Source organism: Shinella lacus, assembly GCF_010994755.1.
Lineage (GTDB): Bacteria > Pseudomonadota > Alphaproteobacteria > Rhizobiales > Rhizobiaceae > Shinella > Shinella lacus.
On the sequence record NZ_WHSB02000001.1, the window covers coordinates 921,041 to 939,510 of the forward strand.

The following is an 18,470-nucleotide window of genomic DNA, read 5'->3' on the forward strand; positions in this document are numbered from 1 at the left end:
ATTGGGGGCCCCCAAGGACACCCGGGTCTCGGCATTACGACCAAGGTCCAATTCATCCGTTGCAAGAGTGAGCAGATGATCCACGCCATGAAGCCCGCATCGATCTGCGGGCAGGGAGTGGGAGGATGCCATGAGGAGTCTCGTTCTGGCCGCGGTTGCGGCCATTGCCTGTGCGGGTGCCGTGCAGGCCGGCGTAACGGAGGAGGATCTCGCAAAGGACGCCGAAACCGCCGCCGACGTGCTGACCAACGGCATGGGGCGCGGCCTGCAGCGCTTCTCGCCGATGGAGACGCTGAACACGAAGAACGTCAAGAACCTGCTGCCGGCCTGGGCGTTCTCGCTCGGCGGCGAAAAGCAGCGCGGCCAGGAAAGCCAGCCGATCATCTATGACGGCATGATGTATATTACCGGCTCCTACAGCCGCCTCTATGCCATCGACATCAAGACCGGCAAGGAAGTCTGGCAGTACGATGCCCGCCTGCCGGAAGGCATCCTGCCCTGTTGCGACGTGGTCAATCGCGGCGCGGCGATCTTCGGCGACAACATCTTTTTCGGCACCCTCGATGCCCGCCTCGTGGCGCTCAATCGCAAGACGGGCGATGTCGTCTGGAACAAGAAGATCGCCGACTACAAGGAAGGCTACAGCTACACCGCCGCACCGCTGATCGTGAACGGCCTCGTCGTCACGGGCAATTCCGGCGGCGAATTCGGTGTCGTCGGCGAGGTGCAGGCGCGCAATGCCGAGACCGGCGAGCTTGTCTGGACCCGGCCCGTGATCGAAGGCCACATGGGCACCTTCAAGGGCAAGGAAAGCACGATGACCGGGACGCTCAACGCGACCTGGCCCGGCGACATGTGGAAGACGGGCGGCGGCGCGACCTGGCTCGGCGGCTCGTACGACGAAGACACGAAGACGCTCGTCTTCGGCGCGGGCAACCCCTCGCCCTGGAACAGCCACCTGCGCGGCGCCGGCAAGCCGGTGGACGGCAACAAGGGCGACAACCTCTATGCCGCCTCGCGCATCGGCATCGATCCGGAAAACGGCGAGATCAAGTGGCACTTCCAGACCACGCCGCGCGAAGGCTGGGATTTCGACGGCGTCAACGAGGTCGTGCCCTTCGTCGACAAGGACGGCAACAAGCGCTTTGCGACGGCCGATCGCAACGGTTTCTTCTACGTGCTGAACCGCGAGGACGGCAAGTTCGTCTCCGCCCATCCCTTCGTGAAGAACATCAGCTGGGCGAAGGGCATCGATGAGACGGGCCGCCCGATCTACAACGAGGACAACCGTCCGGGCGATGCCGCCGCCGCCGCCGATGGCGCCAAGGGCCAGCAGGTCTTCGCCGTACCGTCGTTCCTTGGCGGCAAGAACTGGATGCCGATGGCCTACAGCCCGAAGACCGGCCTGTTCTACGTTCCCTCCAACGAATGGGGCATGGACATCTGGAACGAGCCGATCAGCTACAAGAAGGGTGCCGCCTATCTCGGCGCTGGCTTCACGATCAAGCCGCTCTTCGAGGATCATATCGGCAGCCTGAAGGCGATCGACCCCAATACGGGCGAGATCAAGTGGGAATACAAGAACGGCGCTCCGCTCTGGGGCGGCGCGATGACCACCGCCGGCGGCCTCGTCTTCTTCGGAACGCCCGAAGGCGATTTCGTCGCCCTCAACAACGAGACCGGCGAGGAGCTCTGGAAGTTCCAGACCGGCTCCGGGATCGTCGGACAGCCGGTGACCTGGGAACAGGACGGCGAGCAATATGTCTCGGTGATTTCCGGCTGGGGCGGCGCGGTCCCCCTGTGGGGCGGTGAGGTGGCCAAGAAGGTCAACTATCTCAACCAGGGCGGCATGGTCTGGACCTTCCGCCTGCCAAAACAGCTCGCAGCGCTGGACTGAGACGACAAGCCGGGCGGAAACGCCCGGCTTCCTGCTTTCTGCACGGGCCAACAAGGCCGATGAAGACGGACGAAATCAATGCTAAGCTATCGCCAGCCCTTTCGGGAATTTCGCATGATGCCAGTCCCAGCCCCCGAGAAACCCGTGCGCACGCTGAAATCGGCGCTGATCGTCGACGATCACCCGCTGTTTTGCGATGCGCTGGCGATGACCTTGACCGGTCCGGTCGGCATTCCGGACGTCGAGGCCGTCGGTGCGCTTGAGGCGGCGCTTGCGAGGCTGGAGACCGGCCCGCTGCCCGACGTGGTCGTGCTGGATCTCAACCTTCCCGACGTCAACGGGCTCGACGGGGTGGTGCGCCTGCGCCGCGCCCTGCCGGACACGCCGATCGTCGTCGTCTCCTCGCTCGACGAGATCCGCGTCGTGCGCGCGGCACTCAAGGCCGGCGTCAATGCCTTCGTGCCCAAACACGCCTCCCGCGAAGAATTCCGCGAGGCGTTCGCCGTCATTGCACGCGGCGAAATCCATGCGAGCCGCATGGCGCTCGAAGCCTCGGCGCCGACGCCGTCGGAAGAGGCGGTGAAGCGGCTGGCATTGCTGACCCGCCAGCAGGCGCGCATCCTGCAACTCGTCTGCGCCGGGCGCATGAACAAGCACATCGCCTATGAGCTTTCCATCGCGGAAACCACCGTGAAGGCTCATGTCACCGCCATCATGCGCAAGCTCGGCGTGCAGACGCGCATGCAGGCCGTGCTTTTCGCCCAGGAGGCAAGTTTCAACGTCATGGCGACCGATATCTGACAACGAACTGCGTGCTGGCGTCCGGTCATCATGGATGCTCTAAGCTTTAAGGCGGGGGAACCGGCGGAGGAGGCCATCACCCGTGGAGGAACAGTTCATCACGCGTGCGCTCGCATCGGCGCATGACGCCCATGCGGTCGAGAGACTGGCGTCAAGCCTCGGTCCCGGCCCGTTCTCGCTCGTCCTGTTGTTCGTCTCGCCGGAAGCCGACGTGCCCGGCATCGTCTCGGGCGCGGCAAAGGCCTGGCCGGATGCACGCATCGCCGGCTGTACCACCGCCGGAGAAATCTCCGGCGCCGGCTATGAGGACGGAAGCATCGTCGCCATCGGTTTCCGTGCACGCCATTTCGCGGCCGAAACGCTGCTCATTCCGGATCTGTCGCAGCTTGCGGCAAGCGAGCTTTCGGAGGCGCTGCTGCATGTGAGGCAATCGCTCGCCCGCGATCACGGGCACCTGCCCGAAGAGTTCGCGCTGCTGTTCGTCGATGGGTTGTCGGCGCGCGAGGACGAACTTGCCTCGGTGCTTGCCGCCGGCACGGGCGCAATGCCGCTCATCGGCGGATCGGCCGGCGACGGCACGAATTTCCGCGAAACCCTCGTCTTCGACGGCAGGCAGCTTCTGGCAAATGCCGCGGTGATTTCCGTCATGCGCGGCGCCTGTCCGCTGCGGGCCTTCAAAATGGACCATATCAGGCCGACGGAGCGGCGCATGGTCGTAACCGAAGCCGACCCTGCCGCCCGCATCGTGCGAAAGATCAACGCCGAACCCGCCGTGCAGGAATATGCCCGTCTCATCGGCATGCAGCCGGAAAGCGTCGATACCCTCACCTTCGCGATCCATCCGCTTACCGTGCGCATGGGCGAGCGCCACCACGTGCGTGCTATCCAACGCGTTCTGCCGTCCGGCGAACTCCTGTTCTTTTCGGCGATCGACGAGGGAATGGTTCTCACCATCGCCGAACCGCACGATCTCGTGGACCACCTGGCGGGCGAATTGCAGGCCCTGAAACAGCCGGGAAACCCCGTCGCCGTGCTTGCTTTCGACTGCATCCTGCGGCGCGTCGAGGCGCAGGAAAAACAGATGACCGGCCGCGTTTCCGAGCTTCTGCGGCATCATGGCGTCATCGGCTTTTCCACCTATGGCGAGCAGATCGGCCCGATGCACATCAACCATACCATGACCGGTTTTGCCTTCTACCCGCCCGGCACGATCCTTTCGGGAAGCGATCCATGAACACACGCCTGTCCGAAGGATTGCTCGACCCCGCCGACGGCGAGACGAAAAACCTCGAAAAGATGCTCGTCATTGCCGATGCCCTCATCCGCCATGTCGAGCAGAATTCCGGCGACAGGGGTGCGGCCTTCGAGCAGTTCCGCCGCGCCGCGGTTCTGGAGGACCGGGTGCGCCAGCGCACGCGCGACCTCGAAACAACGCTGAAGCAGCTCAACGACGCCAACAGCGCCGCCGAGCGGGCGAGACGAGACCTGTCCCAGGCAATCGAGGCGGTCGATGAGGGTTTCGCCCTTTTTGACCCCGCCGACATCCTCGTGCTCTGCAATTCCCGCTTCTGTCGCGACCTCACCGACGTCCGCCCGAAACTCTTTCCCGGCATCGCCTTTGCCGATTACGTGGAAATCGTCAGCCGTTCCACGATGCTGGCCTTTCCCAAAGGCGTCACGGTCAAGGCCTGGGCTGCGGAACGCATGCGCCTGCATCGGACCCGGCAGGTTTTCAATGTCGGGCTGACCGGCGACCGCTGGCTTCAGGTCAGCGAGCAGCGCACCGCCGATGGCGGCACCGTCATCCTCCAGACCGATATCACCGACATCATCCGCATGGAGCGCTCAGAACGCGGCAAGCTGCTGGACGACCAGGCCCGCATGATCCGCGCGACGCTGGAGCACATCAACCAGGGCGTCGGCATCTTCGACGCAAACCGCCGGCTGGCCGGCTGGAACGGTCGCGTCGCGCAGCTTCTCGACATTCCGCCGCGGCTGCTGCGGCGGGGAACGCCGTTCGAATTGCTGGCGGACCGCATTGCCCGCTCGATCACCCTCAGCGACGGTTTTTCCGCCGACATGTTACGCCAATGGATCGACGGCCGCCTGCCGCGCGAACCCCTGTCCTTCGAACTCCAGCACGTCTCGGGCATCATCCTCGACGTCTTTGCGCAGGAAATGCCAGGGCGCGGCTTCGTCATGTCGTTTGCCGACGTGACGCGCGAGCGCCTTGCCATCCACGCCATGATCCGCGCCAACAGCTCGCTGGAAGCGCGCGTGGCGGCGCGCACCGGGGATCTCGCGGCAGCGCTTGCCGAGGCCGAACGCGCCAATTCCGCCCGCGTCCGCTTCGTCGCGGCGGCGAGCCACGATCTGCTGCAACCACTGTCGGCCGCAAAACTCTTCGTCGCGGCGGCGCGTGACGATGCGGGCGCAACCCCGATGTGCGGGACGCTGGAAAAGGCACACAATGCCCTTGTCAGCGTGGAGGGGATCCTCGGCGCATTGCTCGACATTTCCCGCCTGGAGGCCGGCGGCGCTGCGGTCGATATCGGCCCGGTTCCTCTTTCCGTTCTCCTCAACCAATTGACCGACGAGTTCGCCCCCATCGCCGCCCGCAAGGGCCTGCGGCTCGACATTCTGCACTGCGGCCTCACCGTCTCGAGCGATCCAACCTACCTGCGCCGCATCCTTCAGAACCTGATCAGCAACGCCATCCGCTACACGAGCAGCGGCCGCGTCCTCGTCGGGCCGCGGCGGGTAAAAGGACATGTGCGCATCGAGGTACATGACACCGGGCCGGGCATCGCGGCAGACCAGCAGCAATCGATCTTTCGCGAGTTCCACCGCATCCAGGGTTCCGCCTCGGCATCCGAAGGGATGGGGCTCGGCCTTGCGATCGTGGAAAGGGCCTGCGGCCTGCTTGGCCACCGGCTGGCGCTTTATTCGGAGCCTGGGCGCGGCACCTGTTTCGCCGTCGATCTGGCCGTTGTTCCGCACCACGCCAAACCGGCCTACCGGGAGACCGCGCCGGCAATACCCGAGGAGCCGGGCGACAACTCCGACCGCATCGCGCTTCTCGTGGAGAACGACGAGGACCTGCGCCGCGCCATCTCCCTGCTCCTAGAGCGGCGCGGGGTCAGCGTGCTCGAAGCGGCAAGTGGCGAAGAGGCGCTCTCCCTTCTGGAAGAAATCGGCATCGTGCCCGACCTTTATCTGATCGACCAGCAACTCAACGGCACGCTCACCGGCATCGAAACCGTGCTGGCGCTGCATGCGGAATATGGCGAGCGCCCCACCCGCCTGCTCACCGCCAACCGCACGCCGCAGACGCGGCTTGCCGCGGACGCCGCGGGCATCGAGGTCATGTACAAACCGATCGCTGCGGACGCGCTGGAGGCCTTCGTGCTGCACGCCAGCTGACCCGGCACCAAGGTCGCATTGCGACACGGCGTGCCAGATGGGACATCCCTTCCACCCGAATTGGAGGAGGAAGGACATGAAGAAGCTACTCGCGGCAACCGCCCTGATGATCCTTGCAAGCGGTGCGGCACAGGCGGCCGAACACGCCGTCAAGATGATGAACAAGGGCGAAAGCGGCGCCATGGTCTTCGAACCGGCCGCCATCGCGGCGGCACCCGGCGATACGATCCGCTTCATCCCGACGGACAAGAGCCACAATGTCGAGGGTATCAAGGGCATGCTTCCCGAAGGCGTAAAACCCTTCAAGAGCAAGGTGAACCAGGAATATGTCCTGAAGGTCAGCGAGCCCGGCTTCTACGGCGTTAAGTGCTCGCCGCACTACAGCATGGGCATGGTCGCCCTCATCCGGGTCGGCGATGGTTCCCCCAATCTCGACGCTGCGAAAGCGGTGAAACTGCCGAAGAAAGCGGCGGAGCGCATGATGGCTGCCTTCGATACGCTGGCCGCAGCGGCGGTGAACTGACCCCGGTTTAAGAGACCCAAGACCTTGGTCGCATTGTGAAGCCGACCGGACGAGCGCAGCCTGACAGGGTGAACTGTCCACATTCTGGAGGAGAGACAAATGGCCTGGAAGAAACCCGTCGTCAAAGACATTGCCTGCGGCATGGAAATCAACATGTACGGCCCGTCGGAAGATGATCCGCGTCCCGAACATCCCTTCTGAACGGGACGCTATGCGCATCACCGTTCTCGGGGCAGGCGCCGGTGGCGGCCTGCCCCAATGGAACTGCGGCTGTTTGCAGTGTGCCGCGGCGCGCAAGGGCCTGATCCCCGCTATGACGCAGAGCACGCTGGCCGTCAGCCTCGACGGTGCCGACTGGGTGCTGCTCAACGCCTCTCCGGACCTGCGCCACCAGCTTGCCGCCAATGCATCGCTGCACCCGACGAGCCTGCGCGGCAGCCCCGTCAAGGCGGTGGTGCTGACCAACGGCGATGTCGATCACATTACCGGCCTTCTCACGCTGCGCGAGAAAACCGCCCTGGCCGTCTACGCGACCGAAGCCACGCATCGGGTTCTCTCGGAGAACACGGTCTTCGGCGTTCTCGATCCGGCGCTGGTCGAGCGGAAAACGATTGTCCTCGATCAGCCGTTCAGTCCGCTGCCGGGCTTGACCATCACCGCCTATGCGGTGCCCGGAAAGATCCCGCTTTATCTGGAAGGTGAGGCGCCGGACCTGGAAATGATGGGAGAACAGACCGTAGGCCTGCGCTTACAATCGTCGGAACACGACGTGCACTACATTCCGGGTTGCGCGGTCCTGCACGACTGGCTCGTCGCGCGGCTGGAGCCAGCCAACGTCGTGCTGTTCGACGGGACGATCTGGAGCGACGACGAAATGCCGGCCTCCGGCACCGGCTCCAAGACCGGAGCGCGCATGGGGCACGTGGCGATCAGCGGACCGGAGGGCTCGCTCGAACGTCTCTCTAAGCTTCGGGGACGGCGTATCTACACCCATGTGAACAATACCAATCCGGCGCTGATGCCCGAAAGCGATGCCCGCGCGGCGATCACGGCCGCCGGATGGGAGATTGCGAAGGATGGCATGGAGATAATCCTGTGAACATCAGCCCGAGGCACGAAGACTGGCCCTTGAGCCGCGCGGAATTCGAGGCGCGCCTGCACCAGGTCGGCGAGGCGCGCTATCACGACAAACACCGGTTCCATGATCGCCTGCATGGCGGCCAATGCACCATGGACGAGGTGCAGGCCTGGGTGATCAATCGCTGGCAGTACCAGTCCTCCATCCCCATGAAGGACGCTGCTTTCCTGTCGCGCTGTCGCGACCCGGATCTGCGCCGCATCTGGCGCTCCCGCATCGAGGATCATGACGGCGCGGTCGAAAACGGCGGCGGCATTCGCCGCTGGCTGCGGCTCGCGCAGGGTGTCGGGCTCGATCCCGCCTATGTCGCCTCCGGCCGTGGCGTGATGCCGGCCACGCGCTTCATCGTCGATGCCTATATCCGCTTCGTGCGCGACGAGCCGCTCATCGCCGCCATGGCAAGCTCGCTGACCGAGATGTTTGCGCCCGCCATTCACACACAGCGCATCGCCGGCCTGCTGGCGCATTACGACTTCGCCGACCCGGAAACGATCGCCTATTTCGGCCACCGCCTGACGGAAGCGCCAAAGGATGTGCAGTTCACGCTCGACTGGGTGTTGACCCATGCCGTGACCCGTGCGGACCAGGAAGCGGCGATCGCCGCCCTGACATTCAAGACGGACGTACTTTGGGCCCAGCTCGACGCGCTCTGGAGCGGCTATGTCGAAGGCCACATACCGCCGGGCGCCTGGAAACCTGGCGAAGGACAAATGGCGGATCGTCCATGAACGCCGATCCCGTTCCCCTCCTACCGCGCGGCACACGCCTTCATCACGACCGGGTCCGCGACACCATGGTGCTGCTTGTCCCCGAACGCGCGCTGCTGCTCGACGAGATCGGCACCGCCATCCTTCAGGAGGTGGACGGCAAATCGACGCTCGCGGCGATATCCGCCCGGCTGGCGGAGCGTTATGGCGCGCCGGAGCCGGATGTGGCGGCCGACATCCGCGCCTTTCTCGACGGGCTGGTCGCCCAGCGTCTGGTGGACTACCAATGACCGAGCGCCCCGGCCCGCCGATCGCCATGCTTGCGGAACTCACGCATCGCTGTCCGCTGTCCTGCTCCTACTGTTCCAATCCGCTAGAATTGACGGCACGCGAAAGAGAACTGCCGACGGATGTCTGGGCACGCGTGTTTCGCGAGGCCGCCGATCTCGGCGTGTTGCAACTGCATCTTTCCGGTGGCGAACCGGCATCGCGGCGTGATCTCCAGGATCTCGTCAAGGCGGCCCGCGACGCGAACCTCTATGTGAACCTGATCACCTCCGGCATCGGCCTGACCCCGGCGCGGCTCGACGCGCTAGAGGCAGCCGGGCTCGATCATGTGCAGCTCTCGCTGCAAGCGATTGACGCCGAAAAGGCCGATTGGATCGGCGGCTACAGCGGCGGCTTCGCCCGCAAGCTCTCTTTCGCGGGCGAGGTTCGCCAGCGCGGCATTCCCCTCACGGTCAATGCCGTCATGCACCGTCATACGATCGACGATATCGACGCGGCAATTGCCTTCGCCGCAGATCTCGGAGCGCGGCGGATCGAGGTTGCCTGTGTCCAGTTCTATGGCTGGGCACTGGCGAATCGGGCTGCACTGCTGCCCTCCCGTGACCAGGTCACGCGCGCGAAGAGCGCGGTGGCCGCGGCACGGCGAGCCTATGCCGGTCGCATGACGATCGACTTCGTTCCACCGGACTATTACGCGGACTATCCCAAGGCCTGCATGGGTGGCTGGGGCTCGACCGGCCTCAACATTGCCCCCGACGGCACCGCCCTGCCCTGCCACGCCGCCGCGACGATACCGGGCCTTCGGTTCGACCGGGTGACAGACCGCAGCCTCGCCGAGATCTGGTACGACGGCGCGGCCTTCAACGCGTTTCGCGGCCACGAATGGATGCAGGAGCCCTGCCGCAGCTGCGCGCGGCGCGACCGGGACCATGGCGGATGCCGCTGCCAGGCCATGGCCCTGGCCTCCGATCCCCACGCCGCCGACCCGGTCTGTCACCACTCAGCGGCACGCTCCATCGTGGACCACATCATTTCCGAGCAAACCGCGGCATCGCCACCATTCATTTATCGCAGCCACAAGCACCAATGAACCGCCCGAGCGTCCCCGGCTCGGAGGCGATCACCCTCAAGCCTGCGATTCCATCCGCAACATCGAAAGGCCCGTCGAGCGATCGAAGAGATGCAGGCTCTCGACGCTGGTTGAAAAGGCAACAGGGGCCCCGGTCTTCGGCCGGCTGCTTGCAGGAACGAGGGCGCCGATTTCCTTGCCGCCGACAAGGAAGGAAACAAGCGCGCTGTCACCGTGGAACTCCACGAGATCGGTGATGCCGGCGAGCGTGTTCTCCCTGTTGTCTTGTAGAGGCGCGGCTGACAGCGATGACGGCCGCACGCCGAGCGTATAGGCATGCCCCTCTTTCAGCGCGAACCGGTTGCGGTCGACCCTGAAGCGCAGGCCATCGCCTTCGAGCAGCCAGTCTTGACCGTCGGAACGGGCGGTGACGTCAAGGATATTCATGTTGGGCGTGCCGATGAAACCGGCGACGAAGAGCGTGCGCGGACGCTCGTAGATTTCCGCCGGCGTGCCGACCTGCTCGATCGCACCACCCTTCATCAGGACGATACGGTCGGCCAGCGTCATGGCTTCGAGCTGGTCGTGCGTGACGTAGATCGTGGTGGTCTTGAGATTCTGGTGCAGGCGGGCGATTTCGACGCGCATGTGGTTGCGCAGCTTGGCATCGAGGTTGGAAAGCGGCTCGTCGAAGAGGAAGACACGCGGCGTCTTGATCATCGCGCGGGCGATGGCCACGCGCTGCTGCTGGCCGCCGGACAATTCGGTCGGCTTGCGGGACAGATATGGCTCCAGCCCAAGCGTGGCAGCGACGGTCTTTATGCGGCTGTCGATCTCCGCCTTGTCGACCTTCATGCGCTTCAGGCCGAAGGCGATGTTGTCGTAGATCGTCATATGCGGATAGAGCGCATAGTTCTGGAAAACCATCGCGACGCCGCGGTCGCGCGGCTCGAGATCGTTGACGGTGCGTCCTGCAATCGACACTTCGCCGCCGGAAATGTCTTCCAGTCCCGCGATCATGCGCAGGAGCGTGGACTTCCCGCAGCCCGACGGACCGAGGAAGACGACGAATTCATGATCGTCGATCTCCAGGTTGAAGTCCTTGATGACATTGACGGCCCCGTAGGCCTTGTCGACATGGGAGCAGACGATATGGGCCATGGTCAGTTCTCCTCCTGCACACGGATCTGAAGTTTCACGTCGGTCGCTCGCGCCTCGACGGCGCGGTCAAAAGCAGCGATGCTTTCGCGGAAGGCATAGGTGCCGGTGATCAACGGCTTCAGGTCGACCTTGCCGGAGGCGATGAGTTCGAGCGCGCGGTCGAAGACATTGGCATAGCGGAAGACCGTCTCGATGCGCACTTCCTTCGAAATGGCGCCGGGCACGTCGAAGCGCACGGCATCGACCGGCAGGCCGACCAGCACAACGGCACCGCCCGGCCGCACGAGATCGAAGAGGCCGTCAAAGGCTTTCGCACTGCCGCTCGCCTCGAAGACCACGTCGGCGCCCCAGCCTTCCGTCGCCTTGGCGATGGCGGCGGCAAAGGTGGTCTCGGTGAGTTTCACCGGCTCGATGCCCGGATAGGCGGCGGCAATCGCCAGCTTCTCCGCGGAGAAATCCGAGATGAGCACACGGCTGCAGCCGCCGGCAAGCGCCGCAAGCGCCACCATGATGCCGATCGGTCCCGCGCCGATCACCGCAGCGACGTCGCCCGGCACGATGCGGGCCCGCGCCGCCGCCTGCGTGCCGATGGCGAAGGGTTCGACCATCGCGCCCTCCGCGAACGAGACATTGTCCGGCAGGCGATAGGTGAAGGCGGCGGGGTGCACCGCATAGGGCGCAAGAATACCGTGCACCGGTGGCGTCGCCCAGAAGCGGACTGCCGGATCGACATTGTAGAGCCCGAGCTTGGAGGCGCGGGACGAGGGATCGGGAATGCCGGGCTCCATGCAAACCCGGTCGCCGACCGAGAGGGAGCGTACATTCTCGCCGACCTCAACAACCGTGCCCGCCGCCTCGTGGCCGAGCACCATGGGCGCCCGCACCACATAGGGACCGATTGCGCCATGCGTATAGTAGTGCACGTCGCTGCCGCAGATGCCGACGGTGTGGATGGCGATCTTCACGTCATCCGGCCCGACAGCCAGCGGAAGATCGATGTCGCGCAGGGCAAGCACACCCTTTTCTTCAAGAATCAAGGCTTGCATGAAATTTTCCTGTCATCACTTGCTGTTGCGCCGGAACGCGTTGTTGAGGAGGCCGCTCAGAATGCCGACAAGCAGGAGCGGTGGAATGGAGAGCAACACCACCGAGGCATTGAGGATGCCCCAAGGCACGTCGCGACCGAGCTGGGTGAGTTCCGAGGCGACGATCGGCAGCGTCTTGGCATCCGAGGTCGTCAGCATCAGCGCGATCAGGAACTCATTCCAGACCAGCACGAAGGCGAAGGCGACGGCGCCGATGAGCGAGCGCGCGGCGATCGGAAGTGCGACGCGCAGGAAGACGGCGTAGGGGCCGTAGCCATCGACACGCGCGGCTTCTTCGACCTCCTTCGGCACCTGGGCAAAGGCGGGCACGCCGAGCCAGATGACGGTTGCGAGCGTCAACAAAGTATAGGTCAGGATCAGCGACAGACGCGTGTCGTAGAAGCCGAGATCGAGCCAGATGACCATCAGCGGGATCGCAACCGCGACCGGCGGCAGGAAGCGCAAGGACAGAACGAAGAACTGGATGTCCGCCGACCAGCGGTTCGGGTAGCGGGCGATGGCATAGGCTGCCGGCAGGCCCAGCAGCGCGCCGATCAGCACCGAGCCGCCGGCGGCGATCAGCGAGTTGACGAGGCCGGTCGCCACGCTCTCCCGACCCAGCACATAGGCAAAGTTATCGAGCGTCGGCGTGAAGATGAAGAGCGGCGTGGGGGTGACGATATCCACCCGGTTCTTGAAGGCGTTGATGACGGTCCACACCATGGGGAAGACCGCGGAAAAGGCCGCAAGATAGAGCACGGACCTGCCGAGAAACCGGGAGACACTCATGGCTTCACCCTCTTCCAGATCACCGTGAAGATCACGGTCGTCGCCAGCATCATCAGCACCGCCATGCCGGATGCGTAGGAGATACGTCCCGATTCGATGAAGCCCTGCGAAAAGGCGTACATATCGAGCGTTTCCGTCGCGATGCCGGGGCCGCCGCGGGTCATGACATAGATGAGATCGAAGGCGCGCAGGGACTCAATCATCTTGATGAAGGCAAGCGAGATGAGCGGCGCCTTGAGCATGGGCAGCGCGACATAGGCATAGACTTCCCAGGGGCGCGCATGGTCGAGCCGCGCGGCCTCGAAGGGCTGCGGCGGCAGGGTTTCGAGCAGCTTCAGCACGATAACCGCGAAGAACAGGCCCCATTGCCAGACATCGACCAAAGCCACCGTCATCAGCGCCGTGGCGGGGCTCGAAAGCAGATCCAGCGGCTGGCCGGTGATCGCCTTGTAGGGATAGGTGACGATGCCATAGAGCGGATGGAAGGCGAACTTCCAGACGAAGGCGGCCGAGACACGCGGCAGGATGACCGGCACGAGAAAGAGCAGCGTCATGACCCCACGCATGCGTGACGACGCGAACTCGAAAAGCAGGATCCCGAGAGCGATCGCGACGAGAAGCGTCAGCGTGACGGTGAGGACCTCCCAGGTCAGCGACACGCCGACCGCATTGATGAAGCGGCGATCGGAAAACAGGTCGAGATAGTTCTGAAGCCCGACGAAGCTGCCATCCGGACGGCTGAGTTCGCGGTCGCGGAAGGAAATATAGATGGCATAGGCCGTCGGCACGAAGGCGAGCACCGCGAGGATGGCAAGCGGCGGCGCCAGGAAGACGGCGGGCAGGCTGGTTCTGGATTTCATGGATTTTTCCTCAAGATCGCGCGGCCGCCGTCTCGGGAGGCGAAGCGGCCGCGCGGCTCAAAGGCTCACTGGTTGCGGGCGACGAGGTCCTTGGCAAAGCCTTCGAGTTCGTTCAGGCCATCCTTGATGTCCGTGCGCGAACCGGCGATCAGCTCTTCCAGGATAATGCCCCAGCGGTCGCCGAGATCGGGCCAGAGCGGGCTCTGCCAGAAGTTGACGGCCGTGACCTTGCCCGTATCGGCCAGCGCCTGGCCGAGATCAGGACCGTAGAGCTTGGCGAAGGTCTCGCTGGTCATGATGCTCGTGCGGTTGAGCTCGCTGAACTGGTTTGCTTCCAGACGACGCTGTTCATTCTCCTTGGACGTCGCCCAGGCGATGAAGAGGCCGGCGCAGGCTTTCGACGCATCATCCGCATTGGCCTTGGTGCCGATGGCAAGACCATGGCCATAACCGCCGCCGGTCAGCGGCGTCGGCGGCGGCAGGTAACCGACCTTGCCGGCAACCTGCGACGACTTCGGGTCGATCGCCATGCCGACGAGCGGGGTCGATTCCACCAGCATCGCCACCTGGCCGGAGGTGAATGCACCGACCGACTCGTCCCACCCGCCGGTTTGCGTGCCCGGTGCGGAATATTTGAACAGCTCGAGATAGGTCTCCGTCGCCTTGACGGCCGCCTCGCTGTTGAACTTGGGCGTGTCGCCATCGAACCACTCGCCGCCGAAGCCCTTGAAATAGGGCATCCAGCGCCAGACATTCGCGCCCGAGCCGCGCTGGCCGCGCAGCGCGATCCCGTAAATGCCCTTGTCCGGCTGGTGCAGTTTCTTGACGACCTCCTTCATCTCGTCGAGCGTCGTCGGCGGCTTGACGCCGGCAGCCTCCAGGAGATCCTTGCGGTAGACCAGGAGGTCGCCGCCACCGGTCAGCGGCGCGAACCAGACCTTGCCGTCATAGGTCGCAACCTTCTGGCGACCTGGGTCGAAATCGGCGTAGTCGTATTCTTCAGGATAGTAGTCCATCAGCGGCGAGACCCAGCCCGCGGAGGCAAAAAGCGCGACGTTCGCCTCGTCGATATAGTACACATTGTACTTGCCGATGGTGGAGGCGTCCGCCTTGGTCTTGGCACGGCGGTCGTTCTCGTTGAGATAGTCGATCTCGAACGATGCGCCGCCGGAAAGCGTTGCGAATTCGTCCTTGTAGTTTTCCAGAAGCGTCAGGCCTTCGCGTGGCTGGGCAAGCACGCGGATCGTGCCGGAGCATTCGGCGGCCAGTGCAATCGACGAGACCGCGCTGGAAAGAAGGCATGCGTAGGCGATGCTCGAAACGAGCGTCTTCACGGATGTCATGGATGAACCTCCCCTAAGGATCCGATGGTCGGCGCGGCACGACCTCCTCGTGGCCTACGCCAATCTGTCAGCGAATATCTTCGCTAACACTGATACTAGCGGAGGAAATTTCGGGAACTAGCGCGCTTGATGCGGAGATTCTGTACTTTAATGCGAATTATTATGCTGCATTGCGAAAAAATGGTTCTATCTGCGCAAGGTTTCATCGGGCGGCGCCAGGTCATCGCGCTGGGGGCGGCGCTGCGGCGTCAGCCGGCGATAGGCCGAGGGCGTCATACGATGGTGGCGCAGGAAGGTCCGGTTGAAATTGGAGATGTTCAGGTAACCGACCTCGAAGCAGATGTCGGTGATCGGCATGTCGCTCTCCGCCAGAAGCTTGCAGGCCTGCCAGATGCGCAGCTTGTTGACGTGATCGGTAAAGGTGTTGCCGGTGTTCTTCTTGAAGAAGCGCGAAAACGCGCTCTCGCTCATGCCGGCCAGATCGGCGACATCGGACAGGCGGATGTCTGTCGCGAAATTGCGATAGATGAAGACGAGCGCGCGCTGGAGGGCATCGAGCGTTTCGGCATCGAGCTTCGGCGAGTATTCCGGCGAGGAGAGGATCTCGTATTCCGCAGAGCGGGCAAGCAGATCGAGCAGTTGCAGGAAGAGCGCAAGCCGCGCCACGCCTTTTTCCGTTCCCATGCGCTCGATAAGGTCCGCGCCCTTCACCAGCGTCTCGCCGTTGAACACGAGACCCCGCTGGGTACGCGCAAAAAAGTCCTCCAGCTCGGCGAATTCCGGCAGCAACCGCGTCGCCTCGCGGATGCGGTCCGGATGGAACTGCACGACAACCTCCCGTCCTTCGATCACCTCGCCCGGCGCGGTCATCGTCACCCAGTCATGCGGCAGGTCGCTGCCGATCACGGTGAGATAGGTGGCGGAAAAGGCGCCGATATAGTCGCCGACAAAGGCAACGCCCTCGCCCTTGCGGATCAGATGGATCTCGAACTCCGGGTGGAAATTCCAGACATTGCGCTCCCAGGGATAATCGTCGAGCCGCCAGAGAAAGCTCTCGTCAATGCCCGTGATGATGTGCTCGAAGGTCGGCGGGCTTGAGGCGAACGGACCGGGCCTCAGCTCTATGCCGCCCTTGGCTTCGCGCATCTTGGTAAGAGTGGCCACGTCCTGCTCCTGCGGATCAAACTCCAAGGAAAGCACGTGCCACCCGCCCGCCCCCAGACGTCCCGCATCCTGCCTTCCACTTGCATTGTGACGCCAAATACTGCGTCGGACAATCGATCGAGCGGAGGTCGCGCTTACCGAGGACGAAGCTAGCCCCTCATGAGGCCGACAATCCGAAACCTCCCGACGCTCGAGGGTCACCCAAATTTAACCCCGCGTTAACCGGACGTTTTACCTAAGCGCCTATCCTGTTTGACATCGGTGCAACCGGCTAGCACGTTGTCCGCGGAGGCGAAGCGTGGGTACAGTATGGCATGATCTGCTCGCCAACATGGCGATCCTGGCACTCCTGGTTTCGATCTGGAGCAATACACAACTTCCGCGGCTCTTCCGTCACGCCGTCGTGCGGCAGCTCAGTTTCGGCCTGCTTCTGGGAACCGGCGCGATCTTGGTGATGCTGCTGCCGTTCCAGATCAGCGACGGTATCTTCATCGACCTGCGGACCACGGTGATTGCGGTTTCGGGCCTTTTCGGCGGACCGATCGCCCTGACCGTGACGACCGTTCTCGTCGCGGCCTTCAGGCTCTCTTCCGGCGGCGCGGGAACCGTGGCCGGGCTGACGGGCATCGCGATCGCCGCTGCTGTCGGCATGGCGGCCTACCATCTGAAGAAGGACCAGCGCCCTTCCTTTCCTGCCATTCTGGTTTTCTCCGCGACCGTCGCCGTCAGCGGTCTCCTGGGCTTCCTTGCGCTGCCGCGCGACACCTTGATCGCCATCGCGCCCACCGTGCTGCTGCCGACAACGATCATCGTTTTTGCCTCCACCCTGATGATCTCGCTTGCAATCGCCAGCGAGCTTCGCCGGCGGGAAATGACGAAGAAAAACCATATCTACAAGGTCGTCATCGACAGCCTTCCCGACTGCCTGAACGTGAAAGACGTCGAAGGACGGTTCATCGTCGCCAATCCGGCGACGGCAGCGCTCATGAAAGCAGCGGATTCGAACGCCCTTATCGGAAAATCCGATTTCGACTTCTATCCGGCCGACATCGCCCTCAAGTTCAAAACCGATGAGGAGAAGGCGGCACAGGGGGAAACGTCCTACGTCATCGAGCAGCAGGTGACCCACCGGGACGGAACGATCGCCTGGCTTTCGACGCTCAAGTCGCCGCTGCTGGACGAGAACGGACACGTGACCGGCGTCATCACCCACAATCGCGACGTCACGGCAAAAAAGGAGCTTGAGACGGCGCTCGCCGAAAGCGAGCGCAAGGCGACGGCCGCGCTGACGAACATGGCCGACGGCCTCGTCATGTTCGACGAGAACCTCAACGTCGTTTTCTGCAACGAGCAATATCGGACGATGTTTCCCCTGACGGCGGACCTGCGCGTGCCGGGCACGCCGGCCGCATCCATCCTCTATGCCTCGATCGCGCGCGGCGAGCTCATCAACATTCCCACGGACAACGTGACCGAATGGGTCAATACCGCCGTATCCCGCCTGCGCAGCCCCGGCACGGTGCAGTTCCCGCTCTTCGACGGACGCTGGATCGAGTCCAGAACGAACCCCGCGCCGGACGGTACATGCTTCGTGGTCTGTTCGGACATTACCGACGGCAAGCAAAGCGAACAGAGGCTGCGCGATCTCAACATCCGGCTGGCGGAACTTGCAGAAACGGACGGGCTGACGGGCCTGCTGAACAGGCGCGCCTTCGACACCATCCTGGCACAGGAAATAGCGGCCGCGGGGCGCGGAGAAGGACCATTGAGCCTCCTGCTTCTCGACGTGGACCGTTTCAAGGCATTCAATGACACCTATGGCCACACGGCCGGGGATGACTGCCTGCGTGCGATCGCCGAGTGCCTGCGCGCAGTCGCGCACCGCCCCACCGATCGCGTCGCCCGTTATGGCGGCGAGGAGATTGCGTTGATCCTGCCCGACACGCCGGAGGAAGGCGCACTCACCCTCGCCCACAAACTGCGCAACCGCATCCGCGCGCTGGAGATTGCCCATACCGGCAGCGAGAAAGGCATCGTGACCGCCAGCATCGGTGTGGCGACGCTCACCAACCATACGATCGGGCCGGATGCCGGCCGGCTCGTGCTGCGCGCCGATGAAGCCCTCTATCTTGCCAAGGCGTCCGGTCGGGACCTCGTGCGCGCATGGGAGCCCACCAAGCCGCACCTCGTGAAAACAAAGGGATGATCGGCGCACCCGAAGG

The 18,470-nt window shown here is 63.8% G+C and carries 17 protein-coding genes; 11 read left to right on the forward strand and 6 right to left on the reverse strand.

From position 1 onward, the window contains the following. Positions 1–130 precede the first annotated feature (130 nt). The 10 genes from GB927_RS04190 (at position 131) to pqqE (ending at position 9,867) form a co-directional block, all read left to right on the forward strand. Positions 131–1,897, forward strand: a complete 1,767-nt coding sequence (locus GB927_RS04190) for a PQQ-dependent methanol/ethanol family dehydrogenase (RefSeq protein WP_256115325.1) — start codon at positions 131–133, stop codon at positions 1,895–1,897. A gap of 114 nt (positions 1,898–2,011) precedes the next feature. Then, on the forward strand, positions 2,012–2,698 hold the full coding sequence (locus tag GB927_RS04195; protein WP_256115326.1) for a response regulator transcription factor: 687 nt from the start codon (positions 2,012–2,014) through the stop codon (positions 2,696–2,698). Positions 2,699–2,780: 82 nt separating this feature from the next. Next, complete coding sequence (locus tag GB927_RS04200) at positions 2,781–3,932, forward strand: FIST N-terminal domain-containing protein (protein WP_256115327.1); 1,152 nt, start codon at positions 2,781–2,783, stop codon at positions 3,930–3,932. Beyond that, positions 3,929–6,121 (forward strand): PAS-domain containing protein, encoded by a 2,193-nt coding sequence (locus GB927_RS04205; protein ID WP_256115328.1) that lies wholly within the window; start codon positions 3,929–3,931, stop codon positions 6,119–6,121. The genes GB927_RS04200 and GB927_RS04205 overlap by 4 nt, the downstream gene beginning before the upstream one ends. Positions 6,122–6,197: 76 nt before the next feature. Beyond that, complete coding sequence (locus GB927_RS04210) at positions 6,198–6,644, forward strand: pseudoazurin (protein ID WP_256115330.1); 447 nt, start codon at positions 6,198–6,200, stop codon at positions 6,642–6,644. A gap of 99 nt (positions 6,645–6,743) precedes the next feature. Continuing rightward, positions 6,744–6,845: a pyrroloquinoline quinone precursor peptide PqqA gene (gene pqqA, locus GB927_RS04215; RefSeq protein WP_160862034.1), complete on the forward strand. Its 102-nt coding sequence runs from the start codon at positions 6,744–6,746 to the stop codon at positions 6,843–6,845. A gap of 10 nt (positions 6,846–6,855) precedes the next feature. Then, entirely contained in the window at positions 6,856–7,743 is an 888-nt protein-coding gene (gene pqqB, locus GB927_RS04220; protein ID WP_256115331.1) for a pyrroloquinoline quinone biosynthesis protein PqqB, read from the forward strand. After that, positions 7,740–8,510: a pyrroloquinoline-quinone synthase PqqC gene (gene pqqC / locus GB927_RS04225; RefSeq protein ID WP_256115332.1), complete on the forward strand. Its 771-nt coding sequence runs from the start codon at positions 7,740–7,742 to the stop codon at positions 8,508–8,510. Before pqqB ends, pqqC begins: the two co-directional genes overlap by 4 nt. Further along, positions 8,507–8,779: a pyrroloquinoline quinone biosynthesis peptide chaperone PqqD gene (gene pqqD, locus GB927_RS04230; RefSeq protein ID WP_256115333.1), complete on the forward strand. Its 273-nt coding sequence runs from the start codon at positions 8,507–8,509 to the stop codon at positions 8,777–8,779. Before pqqC ends, pqqD begins: the two co-directional genes overlap by 4 nt. Further along, a complete protein-coding gene (gene pqqE / locus GB927_RS04235) occupies positions 8,776–9,867 on the forward strand; it encodes a pyrroloquinoline quinone biosynthesis protein PqqE (protein ID WP_256115334.1) in 1,092 nt (363 codons plus the stop codon). The genes pqqD and pqqE overlap by 4 nt, the downstream gene beginning before the upstream one ends. Positions 9,868–9,903: 36 nt before the next feature. On the opposite strand, the gene GB927_RS04240 is transcribed toward pqqE, so the two are convergent. The 6 genes from GB927_RS04240 to GB927_RS04265 all read right to left on the reverse strand — a co-directional run bounded on the left by GB927_RS04240 (position 9,904) and on the right by GB927_RS04265 (position 16,248). Then, complete coding sequence (locus tag GB927_RS04240) at positions 9,904–11,007, reverse strand: ABC transporter ATP-binding protein (protein ID WP_256115335.1); 1,104 nt, start codon at positions 11,005–11,007, stop codon at positions 9,904–9,906. A gap of 2 nt (positions 11,008–11,009) precedes the next feature. Beyond that, positions 11,010–12,053 (reverse strand): NAD(P)-dependent alcohol dehydrogenase, encoded by a 1,044-nt coding sequence (locus GB927_RS04245; RefSeq protein WP_256115337.1) that lies wholly within the window; start codon positions 12,051–12,053, stop codon positions 11,010–11,012. 15 nt (positions 12,054–12,068) lie between these two features. Further along, positions 12,069–12,881 carry a carbohydrate ABC transporter permease gene (locus GB927_RS04250; RefSeq protein ID WP_256115338.1) on the reverse strand — a complete coding sequence of 271 codons (813 nt, stop codon included), beginning with the start codon at positions 12,879–12,881 and terminating at the stop codon, positions 12,069–12,071. Next, positions 12,878–13,741 carry a carbohydrate ABC transporter permease gene (locus GB927_RS04255; RefSeq protein WP_256115339.1) on the reverse strand — a complete coding sequence of 288 codons (864 nt, stop codon included), beginning with the start codon at positions 13,739–13,741 and terminating at the stop codon, positions 12,878–12,880. The genes GB927_RS04250 and GB927_RS04255 overlap by 4 nt, the downstream gene beginning before the upstream one ends. 65 nt (positions 13,742–13,806) lie before the next feature. Next, positions 13,807–15,084, reverse strand: coding sequence for an ABC transporter substrate-binding protein (locus tag GB927_RS04260; protein WP_256115340.1), 1,278 nt, complete (start codon positions 15,082–15,084; stop codon positions 13,807–13,809). Positions 15,085–15,270: 186 nt separating this feature from the next. Continuing rightward, the gene (locus GB927_RS04265; protein ID WP_256115342.1) at positions 15,271–16,248 is read right to left on the reverse strand and encodes an AraC family transcriptional regulator; all 978 of its coding nucleotides are present in this window, start codon (positions 16,246–16,248) and stop codon (positions 15,271–15,273) included. Positions 16,249–16,546: 298 nt separating this feature from the next. Between GB927_RS04265 and GB927_RS04270 the strand changes: the two genes are divergently transcribed. Next, complete coding sequence (locus GB927_RS04270) at positions 16,547–18,454, forward strand: diguanylate cyclase (RefSeq protein ID WP_256115343.1); 1,908 nt, start codon at positions 16,547–16,549, stop codon at positions 18,452–18,454. Positions 18,455–18,470: the final 16 nt, after the last annotated feature.

What these genes read in the sequence shown, in the direction of transcription:
- GB927_RS04195 (WP_256115326.1), top strand. Translation starts at nt 2,012, where the DNA reads ATGATGCCAGTCCCAGCCCCCGAGAAACCCGTGCGCACGCTGAAATCG.
- GB927_RS04260 (WP_256115340.1), bottom strand. Translation starts at nt 15,084, where the DNA reads ATGACATCCGTGAAGACGCTCGTTTCGAGCATCGCCTACGCATGCCTT.
- GB927_RS04210 (WP_256115330.1), top strand. Translation starts at nt 6,198, where the DNA reads ATGAAGAAGCTACTCGCGGCAACCGCCCTGATGATCCTTGCAAGCGGT.
- GB927_RS04190 (WP_256115325.1), top strand. Translation starts at nt 131, where the DNA reads ATGAGGAGTCTCGTTCTGGCCGCGGTTGCGGCCATTGCCTGTGCGGGT.
- GB927_RS04205 (WP_256115328.1), top strand. Translation starts at nt 3,929, where the DNA reads ATGAACACACGCCTGTCCGAAGGATTGCTCGACCCCGCCGACGGCGAG.
- GB927_RS04240 (WP_256115335.1), bottom strand. Translation starts at nt 11,007, where the DNA reads ATGGCCCATATCGTCTGCTCCCATGTCGACAAGGCCTACGGGGCCGTC.
- pqqB (WP_256115331.1), top strand. Translation starts at nt 6,856, where the DNA reads ATGCGCATCACCGTTCTCGGGGCAGGCGCCGGTGGCGGCCTGCCCCAA.
- GB927_RS04250 (WP_256115338.1), bottom strand. Translation starts at nt 12,881, where the DNA reads ATGAGTGTCTCCCGGTTTCTCGGCAGGTCCGTGCTCTATCTTGCGGCC.
- pqqA (WP_160862034.1), top strand. Translation starts at nt 6,744, where the DNA reads ATGGCCTGGAAGAAACCCGTCGTCAAAGACATTGCCTGCGGCATGGAA.
- pqqD (WP_256115333.1), top strand. Translation starts at nt 8,507, where the DNA reads ATGAACGCCGATCCCGTTCCCCTCCTACCGCGCGGCACACGCCTTCAT.
- GB927_RS04255 (WP_256115339.1), bottom strand. Translation starts at nt 13,741, where the DNA reads ATGAAATCCAGAACCAGCCTGCCCGCCGTCTTCCTGGCGCCGCCGCTT.
- pqqE (WP_256115334.1), top strand. Translation starts at nt 8,776, where the DNA reads ATGACCGAGCGCCCCGGCCCGCCGATCGCCATGCTTGCGGAACTCACG.
- GB927_RS04245 (WP_256115337.1), bottom strand. Translation starts at nt 12,053, where the DNA reads ATGCAAGCCTTGATTCTTGAAGAAAAGGGTGTGCTTGCCCTGCGCGAC.